The 23,018-nt window shown below is 43.7% G+C and carries 20 protein-coding genes and 2 tRNA genes; 10 read left to right on the top strand and 12 right to left on the bottom strand.

All coding sequences use genetic code 11. From position 1 onward, the window contains the following. Positions 1 to 567, top strand: coding sequence for a WcaF family extracellular polysaccharide biosynthesis acetyltransferase (locus C1N53_RS07170; protein WP_137758659.1), 567 nt, complete (start codon positions 1 to 3; stop codon positions 565 to 567). Positions 568 to 576: 9 nt separating this feature from the next. After that, on the top strand, positions 577 to 1,326 hold the full coding sequence (locus tag C1N53_RS07165) for a glycosyltransferase family 2 protein (RefSeq protein ID WP_137758658.1): 750 nt from the start codon (positions 577 to 579) through the stop codon (positions 1,324 to 1,326). Positions 1,327 to 1,531: 205 nt separating this feature from the next. Here C1N53_RS07165 and C1N53_RS07160 read toward each other — a convergent pair. Both C1N53_RS07160 and C1N53_RS07155 read right to left on the bottom strand, forming a co-directional pair. Then, positions 1,532 to 1,605, bottom strand: a tRNA-Asp gene (locus tag C1N53_RS07160). A 55-nt stretch (positions 1,606 to 1,660) separates the two neighbouring features. Continuing rightward, positions 1,661 to 1,734 (bottom strand) — tRNA-Asp (locus C1N53_RS07155). A gap of 219 nt (positions 1,735 to 1,953) precedes the next feature. On the opposite strand from C1N53_RS07155, the gene C1N53_RS07150 reads away from it, so the two are divergent. The 5 genes from C1N53_RS07150 (at position 1,954) to C1N53_RS07130 (ending at position 6,174) form a co-directional block, all read left to right on the top strand. Further along, positions 1,954 to 2,904: an acetyl-CoA carboxylase carboxyltransferase subunit alpha gene (locus C1N53_RS07150; protein ID WP_137758657.1), complete on the top strand. Its 951-nt coding sequence runs from the start codon at positions 1,954 to 1,956 to the stop codon at positions 2,902 to 2,904. A 209-nt stretch (positions 2,905 to 3,113) separates the two neighbouring features. Further along, positions 3,114 to 3,956, top strand: a complete 843-nt coding sequence (locus C1N53_RS07145) for an MBL fold metallo-hydrolase (protein ID WP_137758656.1) — start codon at positions 3,114 to 3,116, stop codon at positions 3,954 to 3,956. A 1-nt stretch (position 3,957) separates the two neighbouring features. Continuing rightward, positions 3,958 to 4,734, top strand: coding sequence for a patatin-like phospholipase family protein (locus C1N53_RS07140; RefSeq protein WP_137758655.1), 777 nt, complete (start codon positions 3,958 to 3,960; stop codon positions 4,732 to 4,734). Positions 4,735 to 4,895: 161 nt separating this feature from the next. Further along, a complete protein-coding gene (locus tag C1N53_RS07135; protein ID WP_137758654.1) occupies positions 4,896 to 5,450 on the top strand; it encodes an autotransporter outer membrane beta-barrel domain-containing protein in 555 nt (184 codons plus the stop codon). A 172-nt stretch (positions 5,451 to 5,622) separates the two neighbouring features. Beyond that, a complete protein-coding gene (locus C1N53_RS07130; protein WP_137758653.1) occupies positions 5,623 to 6,174 on the top strand; it encodes a 1-acyl-sn-glycerol-3-phosphate acyltransferase in 552 nt (183 codons plus the stop codon). Positions 6,175 to 6,408: 234 nt separating this feature from the next. Here the strand turns inward: C1N53_RS07130 and smc are convergent, their stop codons facing one another. Continuing rightward, a complete protein-coding gene (gene smc / locus C1N53_RS07125) occupies positions 6,409 to 9,948 on the bottom strand; it encodes a chromosome segregation protein SMC (protein ID WP_137758652.1) in 3,540 nt (1,179 codons plus the stop codon). 143 nt (positions 9,949 to 10,091) lie between these two features. Here smc and C1N53_RS07120 point away from each other — a divergent pair, with 143 nt between their 5' ends. Continuing rightward, on the top strand, positions 10,092 to 10,619 hold the full coding sequence (locus C1N53_RS07120; protein ID WP_137758651.1) for a hypothetical protein: 528 nt from the start codon (positions 10,092 to 10,094) through the stop codon (positions 10,617 to 10,619). A gap of 620 nt (positions 10,620 to 11,239) precedes the next feature. Here C1N53_RS07120 and C1N53_RS07115 read toward each other — a convergent pair. After that, the gene (locus tag C1N53_RS07115) at positions 11,240 to 11,914 is read right to left on the bottom strand and encodes a DUF4159 domain-containing protein (RefSeq protein ID WP_137758650.1); all 675 of its coding nucleotides are present in this window, start codon (positions 11,912 to 11,914) and stop codon (positions 11,240 to 11,242) included. A gap of 31 nt (positions 11,915 to 11,945) precedes the next feature. Continuing rightward, positions 11,946 to 12,662 (bottom strand): 16S rRNA (uracil(1498)-N(3))-methyltransferase, encoded by a 717-nt coding sequence (locus tag C1N53_RS07110; RefSeq protein WP_137758649.1) that lies wholly within the window; start codon positions 12,660 to 12,662, stop codon positions 11,946 to 11,948. Between the two features lie 680 nt (positions 12,663 to 13,342). Between C1N53_RS07110 and C1N53_RS07105 the strand changes: the two genes are divergently transcribed. Together C1N53_RS07105 and C1N53_RS07100 are read left to right on the top strand one after the other, a co-directional pair. After that, positions 13,343 to 14,776, top strand: coding sequence for a peptide MFS transporter (locus tag C1N53_RS07105; protein WP_137758648.1), 1,434 nt, complete (start codon positions 13,343 to 13,345; stop codon positions 14,774 to 14,776). Positions 14,777 to 14,947: 171 nt separating this feature from the next. Next, positions 14,948 to 15,580, top strand: a complete 633-nt coding sequence (locus C1N53_RS07100) for a hypothetical protein (RefSeq protein WP_137758647.1) — start codon at positions 14,948 to 14,950, stop codon at positions 15,578 to 15,580. Positions 15,581 to 15,659: 79 nt separating this feature from the next. Here the strand turns inward: C1N53_RS07100 and groL are convergent, their stop codons facing one another. From groL to miaB, 7 genes are all read right to left on the bottom strand, one after another. After that, positions 15,660 to 17,294: a chaperonin GroEL gene (gene groL, locus C1N53_RS07095; protein ID WP_137758646.1), complete on the bottom strand. Its 1,635-nt coding sequence runs from the start codon at positions 17,292 to 17,294 to the stop codon at positions 15,660 to 15,662. A gap of 39 nt (positions 17,295 to 17,333) precedes the next feature. Beyond that, positions 17,334 to 17,624 (bottom strand): co-chaperone GroES, encoded by a 291-nt coding sequence (gene groES, locus C1N53_RS07090; protein WP_137758645.1) that lies wholly within the window; start codon positions 17,622 to 17,624, stop codon positions 17,334 to 17,336. A 259-nt stretch (positions 17,625 to 17,883) separates the two neighbouring features. Further along, a complete protein-coding gene (gene secG, locus C1N53_RS07085) occupies positions 17,884 to 18,270 on the bottom strand; it encodes a preprotein translocase subunit SecG (RefSeq protein WP_137758644.1) in 387 nt (128 codons plus the stop codon). Position 18,271: 1 nt separating this feature from the next. Next, positions 18,272 to 19,585 carry a hypothetical protein gene (locus tag C1N53_RS07080; protein ID WP_137758643.1) on the bottom strand — a complete coding sequence of 438 codons (1,314 nt, stop codon included), beginning with the start codon at positions 19,583 to 19,585 and terminating at the stop codon, positions 18,272 to 18,274. 25 nt (positions 19,586 to 19,610) lie between these two features. Next, complete coding sequence (locus C1N53_RS07075; protein WP_137758642.1) at positions 19,611 to 20,141, bottom strand: LptE family protein; 531 nt, start codon at positions 20,139 to 20,141, stop codon at positions 19,611 to 19,613. Next, positions 20,125 to 21,402 (bottom strand): sigma-54-dependent Fis family transcriptional regulator, encoded by a 1,278-nt coding sequence (locus C1N53_RS07070; RefSeq protein ID WP_137758641.1) that lies wholly within the window; start codon positions 21,400 to 21,402, stop codon positions 20,125 to 20,127. Before C1N53_RS07070 ends, C1N53_RS07075 begins: the two co-directional genes overlap by 17 nt. Positions 21,403 to 21,506: 104 nt before the next feature. Further along, on the bottom strand, positions 21,507 to 22,940 hold the full coding sequence (miaB, locus tag C1N53_RS07065; protein WP_137758640.1) for a tRNA (N6-isopentenyl adenosine(37)-C2)-methylthiotransferase MiaB: 1,434 nt from the start codon (positions 22,938 to 22,940) through the stop codon (positions 21,507 to 21,509). Positions 22,941 to 23,018 lie beyond the last annotated feature (78 nt).

Below are 23,018 nucleotides of genomic sequence, written 5' to 3'. Positions count from 1 at the left end.
ATGCAGGCTACTCAAAATAAAGTATCCCTCCGAAGCTACAATAACAGCTGGTACAAACCAGGTGGAAACGCATTGAAGCGCACCTGTTGGTATTTTGTAAATATCTTTTTCTTTTTGAACCCGCTTAATCCGTTCAGTAAACTTAAAGTATGGCTCTTGCGGCTCTTTGGGGCAAGCGTGGGGCAGGAGGTAGTGCTAAAGCCTGGCATCCGTATCAAGTACCCATGGCTTTTAGAGATCGGCAGCTATGTCTGGATAGGTGAGAATGTCTGGATTGATAACCTGGTTCAGGTAAGGATAGCTGATAATGTGGTGCTGTCGCAGGGGGCAATGCTACTTACTGGAAGTCATGACTACAAGAAAAAAGGGTTTGATTTGCTGGTGGGTGCTATAGACATACAGGAAGGCGTCTGGATCGGAGCGAAAGCGTTGGTATGTCCTGGTGTAAGCTGTGGTTCGCATAGTGTTTTAGCAGCTGGTTCGGTTGCTACAACTGCTATGGAGCCTTATACTGTATACCAAGGCAATCCTGCAACTGCAAAGCGCACCAGAACAATACTTGCTTAGCTTCTGGAAATGGTAAAGGTTTCTATCATCACGGTTGTTTTCAACGCGTCTAAGACCATTGCTGACACTATACAATCGGTGCTGGAGCAGACGTACTGCAATATAGAATATATTGTGGTAGACGGACTATCTACGGATGGGACCATAGACGTTGTCAGAAGCTTTGGTGATGCTGTGTCTGTTTTCGTTTCAGAAAAAGACAACGGTTTATACGATGCCATTAACAAAGGTATAGGATTGGCTACCGGCGATGTAATAGGCTTGTTACATGCGGATGATATTCTTGATAATCCTGGCACTATCGGTTTAATAGTTGAGACTCTAAATCAGTATGGAGCAGACAGTGCTTACGGTGATCTTCTCTATGTGAAGCAGGATAACACGAGCAAAGTGTTCAGAAACTGGAAAGCAGGAAGCTTTACAAAAAGGAGTTTCCTGTATGGCTGGATGCCTCCGCACCCTACATTTTATGTGCGAAAAACCTGCCTGGAAAAATACGGATTCTATAATACTCATTTTAAGACTGCGGCAGACTATGAACTGATGCTCCGCCTGCTGTATAAGTACCAGGTCAGTACAGTATACATTCCGGAAACATTGGTCCGGATGCGGGTGGGGGGGAAGAGTAATGCTTCTATAAGCAACAGGCTCAAAGCCAATCAGGAAGACTACCTGGCCTGGCAGGTAAATAATCTGAAACCGTTTTTCCTGACGCGCTACCTAAAGCCTTTGCGGAAAATTTTTCAGTTTATAAGATAGTCTAATCAGAAACAGAGACTAACCTCGAATAAAAAAGTCTCTGTTGGTGCGAGCGCCCGCGCTATCTTTTTATAGATCTTTTCTGAACTCGGCCTTTTTGCAGGAAAGAGCTAATGATGTTCCTTTGACAGGGGAAAATAATAACAGGCCATCTTGTAAAAACTTCTAAAACAAAAAAGCCTGAGACTTTCATCTCAGGCTTTCGCGGTCTGGACGGGACTCGAACCCGCGACCTCCGCCGTGACAGGGCGGCATTCTAACCAACTGAACTACCAGACCAATACTTTAAAAAATAGAGCCTTTTGCTCTTGCTACGTTACCGCAGTTTTACCTGCGGTCTGGACGGGACTCGAACCCGCGACCTCCGCCGTGACAGGGCGGCATTCTAACCAACTGAACTACCAGACCGTTTTCGTTTAACTTCTTCCGTTAAAGTGATGCAAAGGTATAGGGTTAATTTTAATTGTGCAAGAGCTGGCGAGTATTTTGCGGTATAAATATTTTAAAAAAAATATAAAGCATTCAGAACCAACTATATTATTTTTTATATCGAGCTAAATTTTTTTTCTACTTGATGCGCTTCGCGATAAACTCTTAAATTTGTAATCCAAAATAGCGACAGATACTATGCTTTTAGATTTCGAACAGCCAATTGCCGCCTTAGAAGGCAAGTTACAGGAGATGAAAAAACTGGCCAGTGAAAGCCAGGTGGATGTTTCAGAGGCAGTAAAGGCACTTGAAGAGAAAATCAAGACTCTGAAAAAAGAGACCTATGCTAACCTTACCCGTTGGCAGCGTGTCCAGCTTTCGCGTCACCCGCTCAGGCCTTATACCTTGGACTATGTAGAGGGCATAACGGATAAGTTTGTAGAACTGCATGGCGATCGTACAGTAGGCGATGACAAAGCGATGGTTGGCGGTTTTGGTGAGATTGACGGGCGTTCGGTTATGTTTATAGGGCAGCAGAAGGGCCGGAATACAAAGCAACGCCAGATGCGTAATTTCGGCATGGCAAATCCTGAAGGTTATAGAAAAGCATTACGCCTGATGAAAATGGCGGAGAAGTTTAACAGACCTATCGTTACTTTCATTGATACACCGGGTGCCTTCCCAGGGCTGGAAGCAGAAGAACGCGGACAGGGCGAAGCCATTGCTCGAAACCTGAAAGAGATGTTTATGCTGAAGGTGCCGGTTATTTGTATCATCATCGGTGAAGGAGCTTCTGGTGGTGCATTGGGCATAGCGATTGGCGATAGGGTAATGATGTTGGAAAATACTTGGTATTCGGTTATTTCACCGGAGTCGTGCTCATCAATCTTATGGCGTAGCTGGAACTATAAAGAACAGGCTGCTGAGGCGTTGAAACTTACAGCTACCGATATGTTGCAGCACAAATTGATTGATGGCATTATAAAAGAGCCGCTTGGTGGTGCACATACAGAACCTGACAAAATGAAGCGCCTGCTTAAAAAGCAAATTATTAAGCTTTTAGATGAACTTGATGCCGTTGATCCGGAAGAGCGCATCATGCAGCGAATAGAAAAATTCGGTTCGATGGGCGTTGTGCAGGAGAACTAATACTATTTATATTTAATCCTGTCCCCCTTCAAAGGAGGACAATTCCTGTTTTTGTAATTCAATGACTAACATCCAGCATGAAAATAACGTGCTATAGCATGTGCTTTCAATTTATTTAATCTGATTTTTTAATATAGCGTACTTAATCTAAAGTTCCGAAAATTTCCAGTCTGGATAATTTCTATTTTTTAATTTCAAATTTAAATCAGGTGAAGCTACACGTTATCGATACAGGATTCTTTAAGCTGGATGGTGGTGCTATGTTCGGGGTGGTGCCCAAAACGTTGTGGCAAAGAACAAATCCTGCCGATGAAAATAATCTGTGCACCTGGGCCATGCGTTGCCTGCTGATTGAGGATGGCGACCGGTTAATCCTGATCGATAATGGCATAGGAGATAAGCAGGACGCCAAGTTCTTTAGTCATTATTACCTACATGGCGACGACAACCTCCTTAAATCGCTGCATAAAGCTGGTTTTGCGCCCGAAGATGTTACGGATATGTTTCTCACGCACCTGCACTTCGACCATTGTGGAGGCGGTGTGAAGTATAAAGCAAACAGCCAGGAGCCAGAGCTTGTTTTTCCCAACGCAACCTACTGGACTAACAAAGACCATTGGCAGTGGGCAACAGAGCCGAATGCGCGTGAAAAGGCATCCTTCTTGAAAGAAAACCTGCTGCCAATGCAGGAGAGCGGACACTTACAGTTTATTGATCAGCAGGCACCATCTCCTTTTCCTCAGTTCGATATATTTTATGCTGATGGGCATACCGACAAAATGATGGTGCCCATCATATCTTACAAAGGGCAGAAGATAGCTTATATGGCCGATTTGCTGCCTTCTGTGGGGCATATTCCACTGCCGTACGTTATGGGCTACGATACAAGGCCTTTACTGACATTGCAGGAGAAAGAGCTTTTTTTAAAGCGGGCAGCTCAGGAAAAACTCATCCTGTTCCTCGAGCATGATGCTGCGCACGAGTGCTGTACAGTTGCAGAAACTGAAAAAGGGATTCGCCTCGACAGCACCTTCTCCTTGAGCGAAGCCTGATATGAAAATAGGCTTAGCACTTTCAGGAGGAGGCGCAAGAGGCATAGCGCACCTTGGTGTTCTAAAAGCGTTTGATGAATTAGGAATCAGGGTGAATGTAATTTCAGGAGTCAGCTCAGGGGCAATTGCCGGTGTGTTCTATGCTGCAGGTTATAAACCCTCTGAAATCCTGAAGCTCATTAAAGAGCTGAGTGTGATTAAAGTAGTCCGTCCTACCTTCAGAAGATCCGGGCTTATGAACCTGAGCGAAGTAGAAAAGCTCTATCATCAGTACTTAGGAGAGCACATCAAATTTGAACATCTAAAGATTCCCGTAGTTATTGGTGCCACTGAAATGTCTCAGGGTATTAATATTTACTATTCGAGCGGCGAATTAATTAAGCCGCTTTTAGGCACTACAGCTGTTCCTGTGCTTTACCAACCCGTTGAATTTGAAGGTAAAAAGTTAAACGATGGAGGTTTGTTAAATAACCTGCCCATCGATGTCATTCAGCAGGAGTGCGATCTAAAGATAGGAGTACATGTTAATCCGATTAACCACCAGGCAAATCTTACGAATCTGCGCAGTTTAACAGAACGAACGGTTCAGCTGGCAATTAACAACAATGTGAGGCCGAATATGCATTTGTGCGACCTGCTACTGGAACCGCAGGAGTTGAAATATTACAGGTTAACAAGTTTTTATAAGGCACAGCAGCTATTTGACATAGGGTATCTGTATACCATGCAGATGGCGGAACATATCCAGGTAAAAATTAATAATATTAAATTTACATAATATTTGTATTTTTTTTATAATACGGTGTAGAAATTGTCAATTTAAATATTAATTTTACCTGCAGTTATTTTTTATGCTTCGTGCAGGTTATGAAACAATATTTACTCTTTTTTTTATTGGTATTATCCAATTTGTGCTTCGCTCAAGAAAACAAGAGCTACTTGATTAAAGCTAAAGTAAAGGCTGGTTCTATTCTTTTAGGAGGTAACATTCAGGGCTCTGTGTTAAGCGTATCCGATCAGATTACCAACCCGCAGGTGAAAGATGAAAGGCAGGAGATCAATCTTTTAGTTAACTCTAAAGTAGGATACTTTATTCTGCATGACTTTGTGGCCGGGCTTGATGTTAACCTGAGCCATGACAGCAGAAGAAATAAACTAGATGCCGAGAGCCTGCCTTTTCGGAGAACGTATCTGTTAGGAGGTCCATTTGTTCGGTACTACTTGGATAATGGCTTTTTTGGAGAGTTAACAGTTGCTGCCGGTCTCGACAACACCTACACAAAAAATAAGCTTAATGTTTGGGAAACGTCTTTCGGAGTAGGATATGCTCATTTTATAAATGAAAAAATCTCTTTAGAACCATATATATCTTACAGATATTTTAACGAGTCTTACGATGGAGGAACGCGTACTTCCATGGGCCCTATGTTCGGCTTCGGTGTTCAGTCATACATACTTCGCCGAAAAGCACACGTTATAAAAATAGCTTTATAACCTTTTATTACCTCTTCAAGTAGCCGTAATTGTTTTATGACTTCACTGGTCAAAAAGCAGTTACGGCTAATATTTTCAGATATAGTCACGGGTAAATATTCTTTTTCATTTAACTTTATAGTTTCTTGTCCGAATTAACAGGCACAGGTTATACAAATCGAAAGAAAGAAGCATGTTTGGTAAATTATTAGCTAAAGCAATATTCAAGGTAAGTGGCTGGAAGTTAAATGGGAATCTAACACCCGAAAATCGCCGTTGTGTTATGATTGCCGCACCTCATACCAGTAACTGGGACTTTATATATGCCAGAGCGGCTTTTTACCTCATGGATGCTCCCATACGCTTCACCATTAAAAAAGAGTTTATGGGTTTCCCCTTCGGTGGCCTACTAAAAGCTATGGGAGCCTTGCCGGTAGATAGGTCCAAAAACACTAAAATGGTAGATGCCATGATTCGGATCTTCCAGGAAAACAAAGAAGATATGTGTGTGATGGTAACACCGGAAGGAACACGTAAGTACCAGCCCCGTTGGAGAAGGGGATTTTATTATGTGGCAGAGGGTGCTGGAGTTCCTATCGTATTGGGTTACCTGGATTATGCTAAAAAAGAAGCAGGCATAGGCCCTACGTTTTATCCTAGTGGTGATATTGAAACCGATATGAAGTTTATTTTAGATTTCTACCGCACCAAGACCGCTAAATTCCCGAAAAATGGCGTAAGGTAAAATTGCATAATTCGCACTTTACGGATATTTATATTGCAGAAGCCGGAATTAGGCCTGCATGCATCAGTCATATGAACTACTGAACTGGTGGCTTGCCAGCAACAGCTTTTAGCTCTTCAACCGCCAGCAGGTATGTCTTGTGCCAAAGATTTATTTGAGTAGCTATGGTTAAAACAAGAGCCCCTGAATTTAATCAAATTCAGGGGCTCTTGCTTTGGGAGGAAATAGGCAAATCTAAGCGATTTGCCTTAAATCAACCGGAATTACCCGGGAAATGCCTGCCTCTATCATGGTAATGCCATACATTACGTCTGTTGAGGCCATGGTACGTTTATTATGCGTTACCACAATAAACTGAGAGTCGTTAGAGAACGTGCGGATGATATTGTTAAACTTATCAATGTTAGCATCATCCAGCGGCGCATCTACCTCATCGAATATACAGAATGGAGCTGGTTTAAGCAGGTAAATCGAGAACAGCAGCGATATGGCTGTCAGGGTTTTCTCTCCACCCGAAAGCTGGTTAATTGTTAATGGCCGTTTGCCTTTTGGCTGTGCCATAATTTCGATGCGGGACTCTAAAGGGTTCTTTGGGTCGGTAAGCACCAGGTCGCAATTATCTTCCTCTGTAAACAGGCTGCGGAATACTTTTATAAAGTTGCTCTTGATCTGGTTAAAGGCATTCATAAACTTCTCTTTGGCTACAGTATCAATTTCATTGATTGTATCGATGAGAATGTTCTTCGCATTTACCAGGTCGTTGCGCTGCTCTGTAATGAATTTGTTGCGCTCCTCAATTTCGGCATAAGCTTCTGCCGCCATTGCATTCACAGGGCCCATTTTATCTAAAGCCGTTTTAACTTCAGCTATGTGTTTGTTTAGTTCATCGTTTGTGAGCGGAATCAATAAACCTTCCTGTTCCGGAATAGGCTGCTCCAGTTCTTCGGTCGTAATATTAAATTCAGCCCCTAAGCGCTCCTGCACCGATACCAGTTTAATTCTGGTGTCGCTGATCGTCTGCTGCATGCGCATCAGTAGCTCGTTAGAGTTCTGGCTTTTCCGTTGAAGCTCCCGAATGGTTTTTTCCTTTTCATCGAGTTCGCCACGTAAGCTGAAGTACTTTTTCTCGATCTCTTCCAGCTCATAGCCGAACTCCCGGCGGGCTTCGGTCATGGTATGTACGATAGCCTCGTTTTCTTCGATAAAAGCGGTTGCCTCTACTGTTTCTTCTTCTGATTTGGCCAGCTCCTGACGTAGTCCTTCAATACGCTCCTGGTTCGTTTCAACAGATTTCTGCTTATAGCTGATTTCCTGCTGCAGGCTGGCAAAGCGGTTCTTGAGTTGGTGATACTGGATGTTCTCCTGGTTATACATACCTGAGATCACCGCTATCTGCTCCTGCTGCTGGTTTACCAGCGATGTCTGAGCGGCTAGTTTCTCTTCCAGGTACTTCAGTTCCTGCTGGTCTTCCTCGGCCTGCGGACTAACCTCCTGGCTCTGAACCTGCAAATCTTCGAGCCGCTGCTGCAGTTCAAACTGCTTCTGATCAAAATTGCGTTGGTTTTGCTGGTGCTGCTCGTGCTTGATTCTTACCGTAAGCAGGTCCTGCTGCAATTTAGCAACTTCTTTTTCTAACAGTTTGATGCTGTCTTTCCCGGATTCACCTTTATAGTTCAGCAAAATCTGGTTTTGTGTGTTGATTCGGCTTTGCAACAAATCCACCTGGCTGCTAAGCTCTTCCACCTCTTTGGCTAGTGATTCCAGATTTTGCTTGCGGCCGAGCCTGTTCCCGTCAAAAACACCTACCGATCCACCGGAAAGACTAAGCGGCTTCTTTATAGCTGAACCGTCTTTCAGGATAAAGGTGCGGTAGTCTTCAGAAGAAAAATCGTCTTCGGTATCATCGCTGATATATACATTGTTGAGCATGTACTTCAGCAGACTGCTGTATTTCTTTTCAGCTGAAACCACCTCATAGGCAGCCGTTAGTTTACCGTCGCTAAATGTGGCGGTGGGCTCCAGTTCCTCTATTTCTGCTAAAATAATAAAGTTAGCCCGGCCTTTATTTTCTCTTTTTAACAAAGCCGTTGCTTCCAGGGCATCCTGTAGTGTTTCCACCACAAAAAAGTTCATGTAGGGCTCCAGGTAGCTTTCAATTAATCCCTTGTAGGCAGGCTGGCACACCAGTATATCTGATAGGAGAGGAGCAGGCTTGTTCCAGTTGTCTGACTGGCAGAGAAACTTAATGGCCTCCGGAAAGCCTTCCATATTTTCAACCAAAGACTTGGTCAGGTTATACTGGTTCTGTTTTGCATCGCGGGTACGGTTCAGCTCCACCAGTTGCTCTTTCAGTTGCTCAATACCTTCCTCTGTCTTTTCAATGTTCTGCAGTAGAGTTTCTTCTTTAGCCTGAAGCCTTACCAGTTCGCTTGTCTTTTCTTCCAGGTTTAACTGCGCTTCCTGTAGTTGCTCAACTAGCAGGCGGGCATCTTCATCAGCACTTAGTTGCTGCTGCTGCATCTTTTCCAGTTCATCGTTAATGTTCCGGATCTGCACCTGGTTTATTTCAAGTGATTTATGCAATTGAAAAACAGCGTTCTGTTTGTTGCGCTGCTGCTGCGTTAAGTCCTGTAGTTCCTCTTGCAGGAATTGCTTTTGTTCGTTGGCCTCCTGTAGTTGCTCCTTCAGATCGCTCACCTGCTCCTCGGCTGCTGCAAAGTTGTCCTGTACTGTTTCCAGTTCTTCCCTCAGAGCCACAATGCTTTCTTTGGTATGATCGAGGTTGGCTGTGTCCTGGCTAATCTGCTGGCGCAATTGCTGCATGCGTTCCTTCAGAAAATTACTCCTTTCAGATTTCAGCTTTATATCGTTTTCCAGCTGGCGTAGCTTTGCCGTTTGCACCTGCATGGTTTTCTGGCTTTCAGCCAGCGCTTCCTGTGTGCGGTTCAACTCTTCTTTCTGATCGACAATGGCATCTTCGGCCTCTGTTACAGCAGCAACATATCCTTCTTTCAATAATGTTTCCTGCTGCACATCCTGCTCCAGGCGGCTTAGCGTATTCTGGTATTGTGCTATGTTACGACGAGCAAATTCGAGGCTATGGTTTTTATAGTCTTCCTTTAACTGGAAGTATTTAATTGCCTGCTTTGCCTGCCGTTCCAGGGTTTTCATGTTTTTGCCGATCTCAAACAGCACGTCCTCCACACGTTCCAGGTCAGCATCGGTTTCCTCAAGCTTCTTAAGTGTCTGTTTTTTACGCACTTTAAATTTTGAAATACCGGCAGCTTCTTCAAACAGAAGGCGGCGTGAGTTCTCTTTGTCATTCAGAATCTCATCCACCATTTTCAGCTCGATAATAGCATAGCTGTCAGATCCGATACCTGTATCCAGAAAAAGTTCGTTGATGTCTTTCAGGCGGCAGGGAACGCTGTTTAGCATGTATTCGCTGTCGCCGTTGCGGTAATACTTCCGGGTTACCGTCACCTGCGAGTACTCCGTAGGCAGAATCCCCTTGTTGTTGTCGAAGGTAATAGACACTTCGGCCATTTGTACAGGTTTACGTGTTTTGGAGCCGTTAAAAATCACGTTCTCCATTTTATCGGAGCGTAAATTACGTGTTTTCTGCTCGCCCAATACCCAACGGATGGCATCTACAATGTTGGACTTGCCACAGCCATTCGGACCAACAATACCTGTAATTCCTTCGTCAAAGTTAATGACAACACGGTCGCCAAAACTTTTAAAACCTTTAATCTCTAATCTTGATACTTGCATTCGCGTTAGCGGAAACTCTCTGATTGAATCTCAAAAATAAGACTAAATCTGTTAACAAAGCATGTGTGGGAGCTATTATTCTCTATAATTATAAATTGTACTCATGTTTATTTTAGCTATATTTGATTTAACACACAACCTGTATGGAAGACTTTAAAGTTATTTTCTATATACTGCTTGCCGTAGGGTATTTTCTGTTTACGGTCTGGCGCAAAGCATTTAAAAGTGCTGACGAAAACACCCCTCCTGACAATGTGCCGCAGCGAAGGCGCCAGGAGCCAGCTGCCGAAACAAGGCCCAGGCCACAGCAGCCAATCCAGCCCAGCACTTCTTATGAAGATATTTTAAGAGAATTAAAACCTAAAGCAGAACGGGCGAAAGAGCATGGCCGGGAACTGGTGAACAATTTTCCTGCACCGGCAGCCCGTCCAGAACCAGTTGCAGAAGAAGTGTTTACGACGGAGAAGTTAAAGCCCAGGGTGCTCTCGTGGGAGAAGCCTGCTGAAGCGAGAGAGGCCGCCAAGCGCTCGATGGAAATCAGGAATAGAAAGAGTAATGCTGGTTCTCCGAAACAAGCAGCTCCCCAGTCCTCATACGCTAAAATGCTACGAAGCCCGAACGGTATGCGTGATGCTGTTATATTATCAGAAATCTTGAAAAGAAAGTTTTAGATAAAGTTTAAGTTATAGGGGAACAACTTTCGTGTATAGCTAAGTTGCCTCTTACGGATATGTAACTACACAATTGTCCGCAGATGTATTCATTCCCCAATGCCCTTTGAAGCTAATCTTAATGGGATACTTTTTGAAACCGCTAATAGATAGATCTTCAAGTATATTTCAGGTTTATGAGCAACGGGTAAAAACCTATGTCCCCCTTTAGAGGAGGGACGTTTTATTCTCGGGTAATATCCCCTTGAGGACAATCTGAAGCGGGAGCTTTAGAGTTGCTAGCGGAGCTAAATAGGGGTGTAAATTTAGGAGGTAAGGTGTTTGAATAAAGTTCTTTGGGACTAATCGCAGCCTTAAACACTCCTCTGGCTCCCCTCAAGGGGAGAATTTGCTAGAATGAAACGACCCTTACCCCCTTCAAAAGGGGACGAGATTGTACCTAAAATGGCAAACTGACTATTCATAATTTTCTTTAACCACTCTTACACTTAGGTGATAAAACGAGCAGGAAACAGGTGGCACAAAAAAACTCCTTTTCGAAACTCGCACCTGCGCACTTATGGTAGATTTTCCCTATAAGATAGCTTCGTAGGGGGACATTAACACGTCTGTGTAACGGCTTATAAATACTGTGTCAGCGCATAGGATAGGATGTTTGCGCCCATGCGGAGGGCCTGCTGCCGTTTCTCTTCCGGATCGTTGTGTACTTCGGAGTCTTCCCATCCATTGCCTAAATCGGTTTCGTAGCTGTAGAAGCATACCAGGCGACCCTTATGAATAATACCAAAGCCCTGTGGCGGCTTGTTGTCGTGCTCGTGTATTTTGGGTAAGCCATTCGTGAAAGTATACTTTTGCCTGTAAATAGGGTGGTCGAAAGCTATTTCCACAAACTCATACTCCGGAAAAACCTTTTTCATTTCTTTCCTGATATACTTGTCCAGGCCATAGTTATCATCTACATGCAGAAAGCCGCCGCTTATCAGGTAATTCCGAAGGTTTTCAGCCTCTGCATCCGAAAACACAACATTGCCATGGCCTGTCATGTGCACAAAAGGATAACTCATCAGTTCCGGGCTTCCAACTTCTACAACAGCTTCTTCCGGAGCAATATTCATGTTCAGGTTCTGATTGCAGAAGCGGATGAGATTTGGCAGCGAAGTTTTGTTGGCATACCAGTCTCCGCCGCCATTATACTTAAGTTTTGCAATTTTGAAGCTATATTTCTGTGCAGACACAGAAAAAGCAAGCCCATTAAGGAGCACCAGTAGCAGGATGCTAAACTTTAAGTATCTCATTATAAAGATCTGGTTCATATATCTGTATGGCTTAGGCGGGTGCATGAATATCATGGAGCACCTGCAAGGTGTGGCAGGCAACTAAACCGGCAGTCTCTGTTCTTAACCTGCTTGTGCCTAACGTAACTGGGCGAATTCCTCTTTCGTAAGCTGCCTCAATCTCAGAACGGGAAAAGTCTCCTTCTGGCCCAATCAGAATGCAATGCGCCCTGTTGTGTCTGTAATAATCTTTCAGTCCTTTGGTTGCATCATCTTCCAAGTGTGCAATAAAGGTATCTTCGGGTACACAGGTTTGTAAAAATTTCTGATAGGGCACCATGTCATGCAGCAACGGCAGGTATCCTTTTTTAGACTGCTTCATGGCACTTATGGCTATTTTTTCCAAGCGATCAAGACGTAAATCCTTTCGTTCAGAGTGTTCACACTTCAGGAATGATATTTCACTTACACCTACTTCTACGGCTTTTTCTACAAACCATTCAATCCGGTCAAGGTTTTTTGTTGGAGCTACCGCTATGTGTGCCACATAAGGCACCTTCCCAAATTCCAGTTGCTTGTCGATTACCTGCAACTGACACTTTTTCTGGTGCGCATCCTGAATAATAGCTGTGTACAGGCCACCACAACCATCAATGAGGTTTACTGAATCTCCCTGCTGTAGCCTCAGCACACGGGTACAGTGCTTCGATTCTTCTTCGCTTAAACTATAAAAATCTGAATTAATGTCGGGTGTATAAAAAATGTGCACAGGTTAAATTTATAATTTTAAAACTTTCGCGAAAGGTTTGCTTGTAAAGGCAACTGTATTCTTCCTGTATCTTTTTCCTATTGCCTCTTTACGGGAAGAAGCCTAAGAAACAATAAAGCCATCTTTTCTAAAACATCACTTTTTTATTAGATGAAGCATCAGCAATAGGTCTTATGCCTTTTTTGCTATACGAAAGTATTCATTTGAAGGTGAATTTGAAAGTGCATCAAAAAATCTATGTCTTTTGTAGTGAGGTTCAGTAATTAATGTTTCGGCCCCAAACACAGGATGTGTTTGATAGGCAATATCTTCCGGGGTATTATGTAAAGCTGCTTTGGGTATGGCCGTTGTTTTGACAGGAGTTGCATATTACTGATTAGCTTAATGTCAGGTCTAAATTTGTTGTTATGTGCCGAAACTGATATATTTACTACTTAAGGTTGTAATAGCATAGAAGAAACTATAGCAAATGTAATCATTCAATGGTTAACTCTATCAGTTTTCACCTTTACGTTTCCTGCTATTCTGATACAGGTATAAGTGAAGCATGGGGCATTGGATACGGAGCAGTTACAGCAGGCCACACCTTCTAATGCTCTATAACTATATTTTAAGTAGATTTTTTGCTGATCTTGCTGAACAGGTTTTAGAACTTTTAATTTAAATATATACTAGATTTTATGTCAACATCCCAAAATATCTCCGGAGGGAAGGCGCCAAGTTTTATTGAGCCGCACGGTACGCTCTTTGGGCATCCCAAAGGACTGATGATTTTGTTTTTCACTGAAATGTGGGAGCGTTTTAGCTACTATGGTTTAAGAGGTATTCTGGTTCTTTTCTTAACATCTACCACAATGGGTGGTTTCGGTTGGGATAAAGAAAACGCACTCCTGTTATTATCTATTTATACAGCCATGGTTTATATTATGGCTATACCTGGTGGTATTCTGGCTGATAAGGTATTTGGCCAGAGAAAGGCGGTGATGTATGGCGGCTTTATTCTGGTAGCTGGCCACTTTCTGATGGCTATTCCATTGCAGTTCACATTTTATTTTGCGTTAGCTCTGATTGTTTTTGGCACGGGTTTACTTAAACCCAATATTTCCACTTTAGTTGGGGAGCTGTACAAGCAGGGTGATCCCCGCCGAGATGCCGGATTTACTATCTTCTATATGGGGATTAATGTGGGGGCACTTCTGGCTTCGATTATAGTAGGCTATGTAGGCGAGCGCATCGGCTGGCACTATGGCTTCTCCTTGGCTGGTTTTGGTATGCTACTGGGGCAGCTGGTATTTATTACAGGCCGCAAGTATCTGGCGCATATTACCGACATCGTGAAGCCAGAAGATAAGATCTTTACAAAAGACGAAGATGATTTCTCAGCACCTGCCAAAAAGAGCTTCACCAAGAACGAAAAAGACCGTGTGTTAGCCATTATCCTTTCCTTCGTAATTGTGCTTGTGTTTTTTGCTTCTTTTGAGCAGGCTAGTGGCCTTATGAATCTTTATGCCAAAGACTATACCGATCGGTTTGTTTTTGGCTGGGAAGTTCCCGCTTCCTGGTTGCAAGGCTTGAACTCTTTCTTCATCATCACTGCTGGTCCGCTTGTGGCCTGGTTCTGGGTTGCTTTGGGCAGAAGAAACATCAACCTGTCTTCTATCTTTAAAATGGGACTTGGTACAGCGGTACTGGGCATCGGATTTATATACATGGTAGCGGCTGCCTTAGAGCGTACAGATGCAGTGGATGGAAAGTCTGCTCTTTCATGGCTGGTGCTGGCTTACCTGTTTCAGACGTTAGGTGAACTGGCCCTTTCTCCTGTTTCGCTTTCCTTTATCACCAAAGTTGCTCCGAAGCGAATCGTAGCTTCTATGATGGGACTCTATTTTGCCGTAACGGGTATGGGTAATTTCCTGGCAGGTCTGATAGGTATTTGGGCGCAGCGCCAGGGCGAGCTGCAAATATTTGCCGGTATTGCTGTTGTAACCATTGTGCTTGGCGGCTTATTGATGATTCTTTCCAGAAGAATTAATCGCCTGACGCACGGAGCTGAGGATAACAGGCAGAAAGAAGTAGATGCACAGACAGGGCAGTTGCTGGAAGCAGGGCTGTAATTTCTGCTTTAACTCCTTCTGTATTAATAATATAACTATAGTGGCCTTTGCTGTTATAACAGCAAAGGCTTTTTTTGTTTTCAAAAATTAAACTTTTTCAGGAAATATAATTGTTAGATGGCTTTAAAGGAGTTCTTAATTTAAAACTTTCAAGATTCACTTTTAGCCAAAATGAAACTTTCTGTTCATGCCTTATACAGTAATATACTGTTAATGGCCATGCTATGCATCTCGTCATGCAATGTAGTACCCTCTCTTGAAGAAGTTTCTGATCCGGGTCAGAAAAACATTCCTGCTTCAACCACAAGCCCAGTACTGGCTCCTGCTGTTTACACGATAAAGAAAGGAGAGCAGTATTCCACCAATGCGATTAAGTTCGTTTCTGCCTCATCTATGCGTTTCGAAGCTACTTTCGATCAATCTGCTGTTTATACCACGGCGGCAGCCTCCAACCAGGCAGACATTAATAAACTATATGGGCTATCAGACGGAAATACACATCATCATACCAACAGTGCCCGTTTTGGCTGGAGATGGTTTAACAACCGACTTGAGATTCATGCCTATACATATAGAAACATGGCGCGGATGTCGGAACTGGTGGATATAGTAGAGCTGAATAAGCCGTATACCTATGAAATCAGGCTTGAGGACAATAAGTACATATTTGTTCTTAATGACAAGCGTGTAGAACTACCGAGAGCTTTTACCGGAAAAGGAGAGGGCTACATGTTGTATCCTTATTTTGGTGGGGATGAAGTAGCGCCACATGATATTCAGATCAAGATAAAAGATTTGAAATAAGCGGTATAGCCGCTAAAGCAAAAGCCCTGAACCTATAAGGTTCAGGGCTTTCTTTATAGCATTTACTATGGGAATCAGATTACATCATGCCACCCATTCCGCCCATGCCGCCTGGCATAGCTGGAGCACCTTTTTCCTCTTCAGGATCTTCTGATACCACGCACTCAGTCGTTAACAGAAGGCCAGCGATAGAAGCAGCGTTCTCCAAAGCAAGACGAGTTACTTTTGTTGGGTCGATGATACCTGCAGCAAACATGTTTTCATATTTGTCGTCGCGGGCATTGTAACCGTAATCAGCTTTACCTTCGCGTACTTTCTGTACTACTACAGAACCTTCGCCACCAGCGTTAGCTACAATTGTTCTTAATGGAGCTTCGATAGCGGTTTTGATAATCTGAACACCTGTCAATTGGTCTTCGTTCTCAGCCTGAAGGTCAGTTAAAGCATCAATCGCACGGATCAGGGCAACACCACCACCTGCTACAATACCTTCTTCAACAGCAGCTCTTGTAGCGTGCAAAGCGTCATCTACACGGTCTTTCTTCTCTTTCATCTCTACCTCAGTAGAAGCACCGATGTACAGAATAGCCACACCGCCAGAAAGTTTTGCTAAACGCTCCTGTAGTTTTTCTTTGTCATAGTCAGATGTAGTTGTTTCCATCTGCGCTTTGATCTGGTTTACACGAGCAACGATATCATCTTTTGTGCCGGCACCATTTACAATAGTAGTGTTGTCTTTGTCGATGATCACTTTCTCAGCCTGACCTAAATAATCAAGCGTAGCGTTCTCTAATTTATAACCTCTTTCTTCAGAGATAACAGTACCACCAGTCAGGATAGCGATATCTTCCAGCATTGCTTTTCTTCTGTCACCAAAGCCAGGAGCTTTAACAGCAGCAATTTTAAGAGAACCACGCAGTTTGTTAACTACCAGTGTAGCCAAAGCCTCACCATCTACATCTTCTGCGATGATAACAAGGCCTCTGCCAGTCTGAACCACTTGCTCCAAAACTGGAAGCAGTTCTTTCATGGTTGAAACTTTTTTGTCGTAGATCAGGATGAAAGGATTGTCGAAGTCAGCTTCCATTTTCTCCGCGTTAGTAACGAAGTATGGAGACAGGTAACCACGATCAAACTGCATACCTTCAACAGTTTTTACTTCTGTTTCAGTACCTTTTGCTTCTTCAACAGTAATTACACCATCTTTACCAACTTTGTCCATGGCATCGGCAATCATTTTACCGATTTCAGCATCGTTGTTGGCAGAGATAGTACCTACCTGTGCAATTTCAGATGAGTTCTCAATTTTCTTAGACTGTGAACGCAGGTTCTCAACAACAGCTGTAACCGCTTTGTCGATACCTCGCTTCAGGTCCATTGGGTTTGCACCAGCTGCCACGTTTTTGATACCGGCGCTATAGATAGCCTGTGCCAGTACAGTAGCAGTTGTAGTACCATCACCAGCCTGATCGGCAGTTTTAGAAGCTACTTCTTTTACAAGTTGTGCACCCATGTTCTCGATGGCGTCTTTCAGCTCAATTTCTTTTGCTACAGACACACCGTCTTTTGTGATAGTAGGGGCACCGAATTTCTTATCGATAATAACATTGCGGCCTTTAGGACCTAACGTAACTTTAACAGCATTTGCCAGTTTGTCTACACCGGATTTAATCTTGGTGCGTGCATCGGCATCAAATGTGATGTTCTTAGCCATAGTTATATTGCTTTGAATTTAGTTTTGAAGTGAATAGAATTAAAGAATAGCCAGAATATCAGACTCGCGCATAATCAGGTAATCATTTCCGTCTACAGAGATTTCTGTACCTGCATACTTGCCATACAACACTTGGTCACCTACCTGCACCTGTGGCTTTAAAGTGGCACCTTGCTCAGATACTTTACCTTCGCCAACGGCTACTACCTCACCGCGCTGCGGTTTCTCTTTAGCAGTGTCAGGGATAATAATACCAGACTTGGTTTTTTCTTCTGCTGCAGCAGGAGCTACGATTACTCTGTCTGCTAATGGTTTAATGCTGATTGACATAGTTTGTTTATGTTATTTAGTTTTATTGGTTAATAATTTAACGTTGAAACCAATTCTCTACTATCATTTCTTGTGCCAAGCAGCTATGACTGCCAGTTTAAGCCATTTTTTCAGTTTCCGGACATGTTTTACCTGACAATTTTGTCATTTTCTGTCATACAAAAGGAACTTTTTTGGCAAAGAGCGCAGCAGAGTTGGCAGATGTTATAAATAAAAAAGCCGGCCCATTTGAGCCGGCTTTCATATCTATAGATGAAGCTTAGTTATTGGCAGCTGTATCAAGCATAGTTGGAATTTCGTTCGCATCCGGAATAGCTGCTGTCGTGTCTTCAGATGCCGGGGCACCTAATGGACCAGTTGGCAGGTTAGACTGACGCGCACGCTCTTCGTTTACACTTCGCTGTACAGCAGAGTCGCCGGCAGAATCAAGCATCATGTGTGTACCTAATGTTAAAACAACCAGGGCAACTGCAAAACCCCAGGTTAATTTCTCTAGAAGGTCGCCTGTACGTTTTACACCCATTAACTGGCTGGTACTTCCGCCAAACTGGCTGGATAAACCGCCGCCTTTAGGATTTTGAGCTAGTACAACTAAAATCAGAAGTACGCAAATAAAAACAATGATGCTGATAAGGGCGATGTACATATTATGTTAAGTTTTGTAATTTTTCTATCTGTTCGGCAAAGTAAACCTTTTTTTCCGGATTTTTCAAAATCAGTTGTTCATATATTTTAATAGCCTTCTTTACTTTCCCCTGATTCAGGAATATAGAAGCCAGGCTTTCAGAGGCAATTCCTTTCTTTATCTTCGTGCTTTTAAGCGACAAATCTTCCTGAGGCTCGGCTTTCACTTTAAAGTTTGCCATGGTTTTAAGCCTCGGGTTCAGCTTTAAAAACTGATCTATAATGTCTAGCTCCTGGTTCAGCACAGGCGCTATTGGCTCCGCGGTTTTCTCCAGTTCATGTGTTTTGCTATACTCCAGTATAAGTTCCGGGTGAAAACCCCTTGGCTTAGCTCGTGTAAACTCCTGATCCTTTACCTGTAAGACTTCGCCCATTCTGCTGGAAGATAGCCCGTAGCCAAGTACATCTTCTAAATAAAGCCTGTCAATTTCGCTGGAAGAGTAGCTTATGTCGGCCTGAAAATCTTCTGAAGGAGTATTTTCCTGCTCTGCTACCTCCTCATCTTCTGCATATAAACTGCTTTCTGCAGCATATTCGGTTTCCGCTACAGGCACAAAGGCTACATCTATAGCAAGTGTGTCAGGTGCTGCCATTGGCTCATCGGCCGTGGAAGCTTCAGGCGTTTCTTTCGAAACGGAACCATCTTCAGCGGGGGAGACTGGAAGTGAAGCTGGTAAAAGGAGAGGCGTTTTATGCTCTAGCAGGTCAGTGGATGATGAGCTTAAGCTATTCAGAGTAAGCAACATGGCCAGTTCAGAATCAAAATCGTGCTGTTCTGATGCTACTGCTTCCTCTTCCTCTTCCTCTTCCTCTTCCTCTTCCTGTGATTCCGTTCTTGCTGGTGAATCTGTTTCCGGAAGTAATTCGATTTCAGTTGTTGCCTCTTCCGGAGCAGGCGTTTCTTCTATCGCTGGTACTTCAACAACGGCTTCTATGCTTGTTTGCGGTGTATCCTCTGCCTCTGCAAAGGGGACTTCAATGGCTTCTGCTGCCTGGTCTTCCTCAGGCTCTGGCAAGTCATCTGCAAAAGCAGGTTCAAGCACTGGCTGAGCATGAATTACTCTTTTCAGCACCTGCCTGTCGGTAGCATAAGAAGATGCTTTGCGCAGGCGCTGTGCCGAAAGCATGCTGCCATGTTCAAAAGCAGATTTGGCAAGTAACAGGTGAGCAGTCTGGCAATAAGGAAAGGCAGCAGCCACCTTCTCCAGCTCTTCTGTCTGCTGGTCGGTGATGTTTGATGCTTTCTTTATTAATTCTAAAAATGCCGATTTGTTCATGCTGTACTTTTATTCCTAAGCTAAACTACCAGTTAGCTACTGATTTGGTAAAAACATCTGCAATCAGGCGCTCTGAAAGCTGGTTAATGTCGTTTGTTGATATTTGCGTAACATCAATTTCACGGCTAAAGTCCTGTGAAATCGTAAACTGCTGGTCAAAATCAGCTTCAGGATCCTTTGTGTTGGTAAAACGTACCTGAACAGCTAGTGTCAGACGGTTCAGACTTGCCTGGTCCTGGTTTCCTTCCCGCTGTATAGCGGCAGGTGCTACGCTAAAACTAACAATTTGCCCTTCCAATTGCAAATCGCCATCGCGCTGCAGAATCGTCAGGTTCGTATTCCGGCTATAATACTGTTTAAAATTATTAGTGATTAACTGGGTTAAGTTGGCTGGCCCTTCCCCTGAAGCATTCTCAAAAGACTGAATGGAGATGGTTCTGATATCGGAGCCAATGTTAGTACCTGTAAAAGAATAGACTCCACAGCTGTTGCATATTCCTATAACAAGAAGCAGGAGGGAGTTTACTACCCATTTTGTTTTAATTCTCAATATCATATTGCTTTAGCTTGCGATATAGTGTTCTCTCCGAAATACCCAGATCCTGGGCCGCATACTTGCGTTTGTTGTTGTGTTTTTTCAGTGCCTTTAAAATGAGCTCTTTCTCTTTATCCTCCAGCGACAGGCTTTCTTCTTCTGTTTCGTGAGGGATGTCTTCTACTTTCTGCTCCTCCTCGTACTCGTGTACCTGGTTGTGCTTAATCGGGAGGTAATATCCTTCTTTCGGTTCTGCCTGCTGGTAGTTTCGCCCGTTGTAGCCAGAGGTATCCATATTCTCGAACAGGTGACTGTGCTCTTTTAGCAGGTCTTCGTCGTTTGGCTGGTGCGTCATCATTTCAAAAACCAGCTTTTTGAGTTCAGACATGTCACGCCTCATGTCGAACAACACTTTATATAAGATATCGCGTTCCGAAAAAGGCTGCTCGGCTACATTTTCTCTGTTTACAAGGGCCGGAAAATTACTGCTTTGTTCCCGTGGCAGATATTGGCCTAAGCGGGAGGCATTTAATTCTCTGTCGTATTCGAGAACGGAAATCTGTTCTACAATATTTTTTAACTGGCGAATATTGCCCGGGAATCTGAACTTTAGGAGTTCCTCTACCGCATCTGGAGTTAAGGTAATCGGTTTAACTTTATATTTCTCAGCAAAATCACTCGCAAATTTACGGAATAGCAGGTAAATATCGTCGCCTCGCTCGCGAAGGGGAGGTACTGTAATCGGCACGGTGTTCAGGCGGTAATACAAGTCTTCCCTGAACTGGCCTTTTTCAACGGCACTCATCAGGTTCACGTTGGTAGCGGCAACTACGCGCACATCTGTCTTCTGAACTTTTGAAGAACCTACTTTGATAAACTCTCCGTTTTCGAGTACACGTAGCAGGCGGGCCTGTGTCCCCAAAGGCATTTCCCCGATTTCATCCAGAAAAATAGTGCCGCCGTCAGTTACCTCAAAATATCCTTTACGCGCTTCCTGTGCTCCTGTAAAAGAACCTTTTTCATGCCCGAACAATTCGGAATCTATGGTGCCTTCTGGTATGGCGCCGCAGTTAATGGCGATAAACTGCCCGTGTTTGCGGGGGCTCAGCTGATGAATGATCTTAGAGAAAGATTCTTTACCACTGCCACTCTCCCCGGTAATCAGCACCGTCATATCGGTTGGAGCTACCTGTACCGCCACCTGCACTGCATAGTTCAGCAAAGGAGAATTGCCGATAATACCAAAACGTTGTTTTGTACTCTGGATATCTATATTGCGCATGAATTTAATTTGCTAATGAAAAAATGTGCTAAGGTGCTAATAGAATGAGTGCTAATGATAAGACAATAAATATTAGCACATTAACAAATTAATGAATTAGCACATTAGTCAACCGCTTCACCGAACAGGGTGCCAACGCTGCAGTCGTGTACCAGCACGTTTACATAATCGCCTTTTTGGTAGTGCTTCTTGTCGAAGATCACTACTTTGTTCTGGTCGTTTCGGCCACTCAGTTGATCTTGGGATTTTTTGGAAAAGTTCTCTACCAGTACTCGGTGCACTTTACCGATGTCACGCTTGTTGCGGGCCAGGGAAGTTTCCCGCTGTTTATTTATAATTTCATCGAGCCTTCTTTTCTTCACCTCCAGCGGAATGTCGTCTTCCAGTTTTCTGGCCGCCAGCGTACCCGGGCGTTCCGAATAGAAGAACATATAAGAGTAATCGTACTGCACATATTCCATAAGCGAAAGCGTATCCTGGTGTTCTTCTTCCGTTTCGGTGCAGAATCCGGTAATCATATCAGAAGAAATGCCACACTCTTCGCCCAGTATATTTCTGATCGCGTCAACCCGGTTGATGTACCAATCACGGTCGTAGGTGCGGTTCATCAGTTCCAGTACACGGGAATTTCCACTCTGCGCAGGAAGGTGAATGTATTTGCAGATGTTGTCATACTTCTTCATCGTATACAGCACCTCATCTGTAATATCTTTTGGGTGTGAGGTCGAGAAGCGAACACGCAGGTCAGGACTTACAAGCGCCACTTTCTCCAGCAGTTGGGCAAAGTTAACTGACTCCGTTCCGCCTTCAGATGCCCACTTATAGGAATCTACGTTCTGGCCCAGCAGCGTTACTTCCTTGTAGCCTTGTGCTACCAGGCTTTCTGCTTCGCGCACAATAGAATGTGCGTCGCGGCTACGCTCACGGCCACGCGTAAAGGGCACCACGCAGAAAGAGCACATGTTGTCACAGCCACGCATAATCGAGATAAAGGCGCTCACGCCGTTGCTGTTTAACCTGATCGGGTTAATGTCAGCGTATGTTTCTTCACGGGAAAGAAGCACATTTACTGCTTTCTGACCGCCATCTACTTCATTGATCAGGTTAGGCAGGTCACGATAGGCATCAGGACCTACCACAAGGTCAACAATTTTCTCTTCCTCCAGTAAAGATTTTTTCAGGCGTTCGGCCATACAGCCCAGCACACCGATTACCATACCCGGATTTTTGCGCTTGTGGTAATTGATCTGGCCTAAGCGGTTGCGAACAGTTTGCTCTGCTTTTTCACGGATGGAGCAGGTGTTCAGGAAAACCACATCCGCATTTTCTATGGTGGAGGTGGTATCGAAACCCTGTTCATGCATGATAGAGGAAACAATCTCGCTATCAGAGAAATTCATTGCACATCCATAGCTTTCTATGTATAGCTTGCGTGACTTCCCTGTATTGGTTTCTACTGTAATATGTGTATCGCATGAGGCTGCTGCCTGCTCTGGTGTGCGATTATCTATAAAATCTAAATCTACTATCGTATTCATAGGGATACTCTTTCAGCTGCAAATATACAAATAAGATTACAAATGATGTGACAGAATGACAGGCGGTGAAAAGAATTA

The sequence above is a fragment of the Pontibacter sp. SGAir0037 genome, from assembly GCF_005491705.1.
Lineage (GTDB): Bacteria > Bacteroidota > Bacteroidia > Cytophagales > Hymenobacteraceae > Pontibacter.
This window is presented reverse-complemented; position numbering and strand designations above follow the sequence as displayed.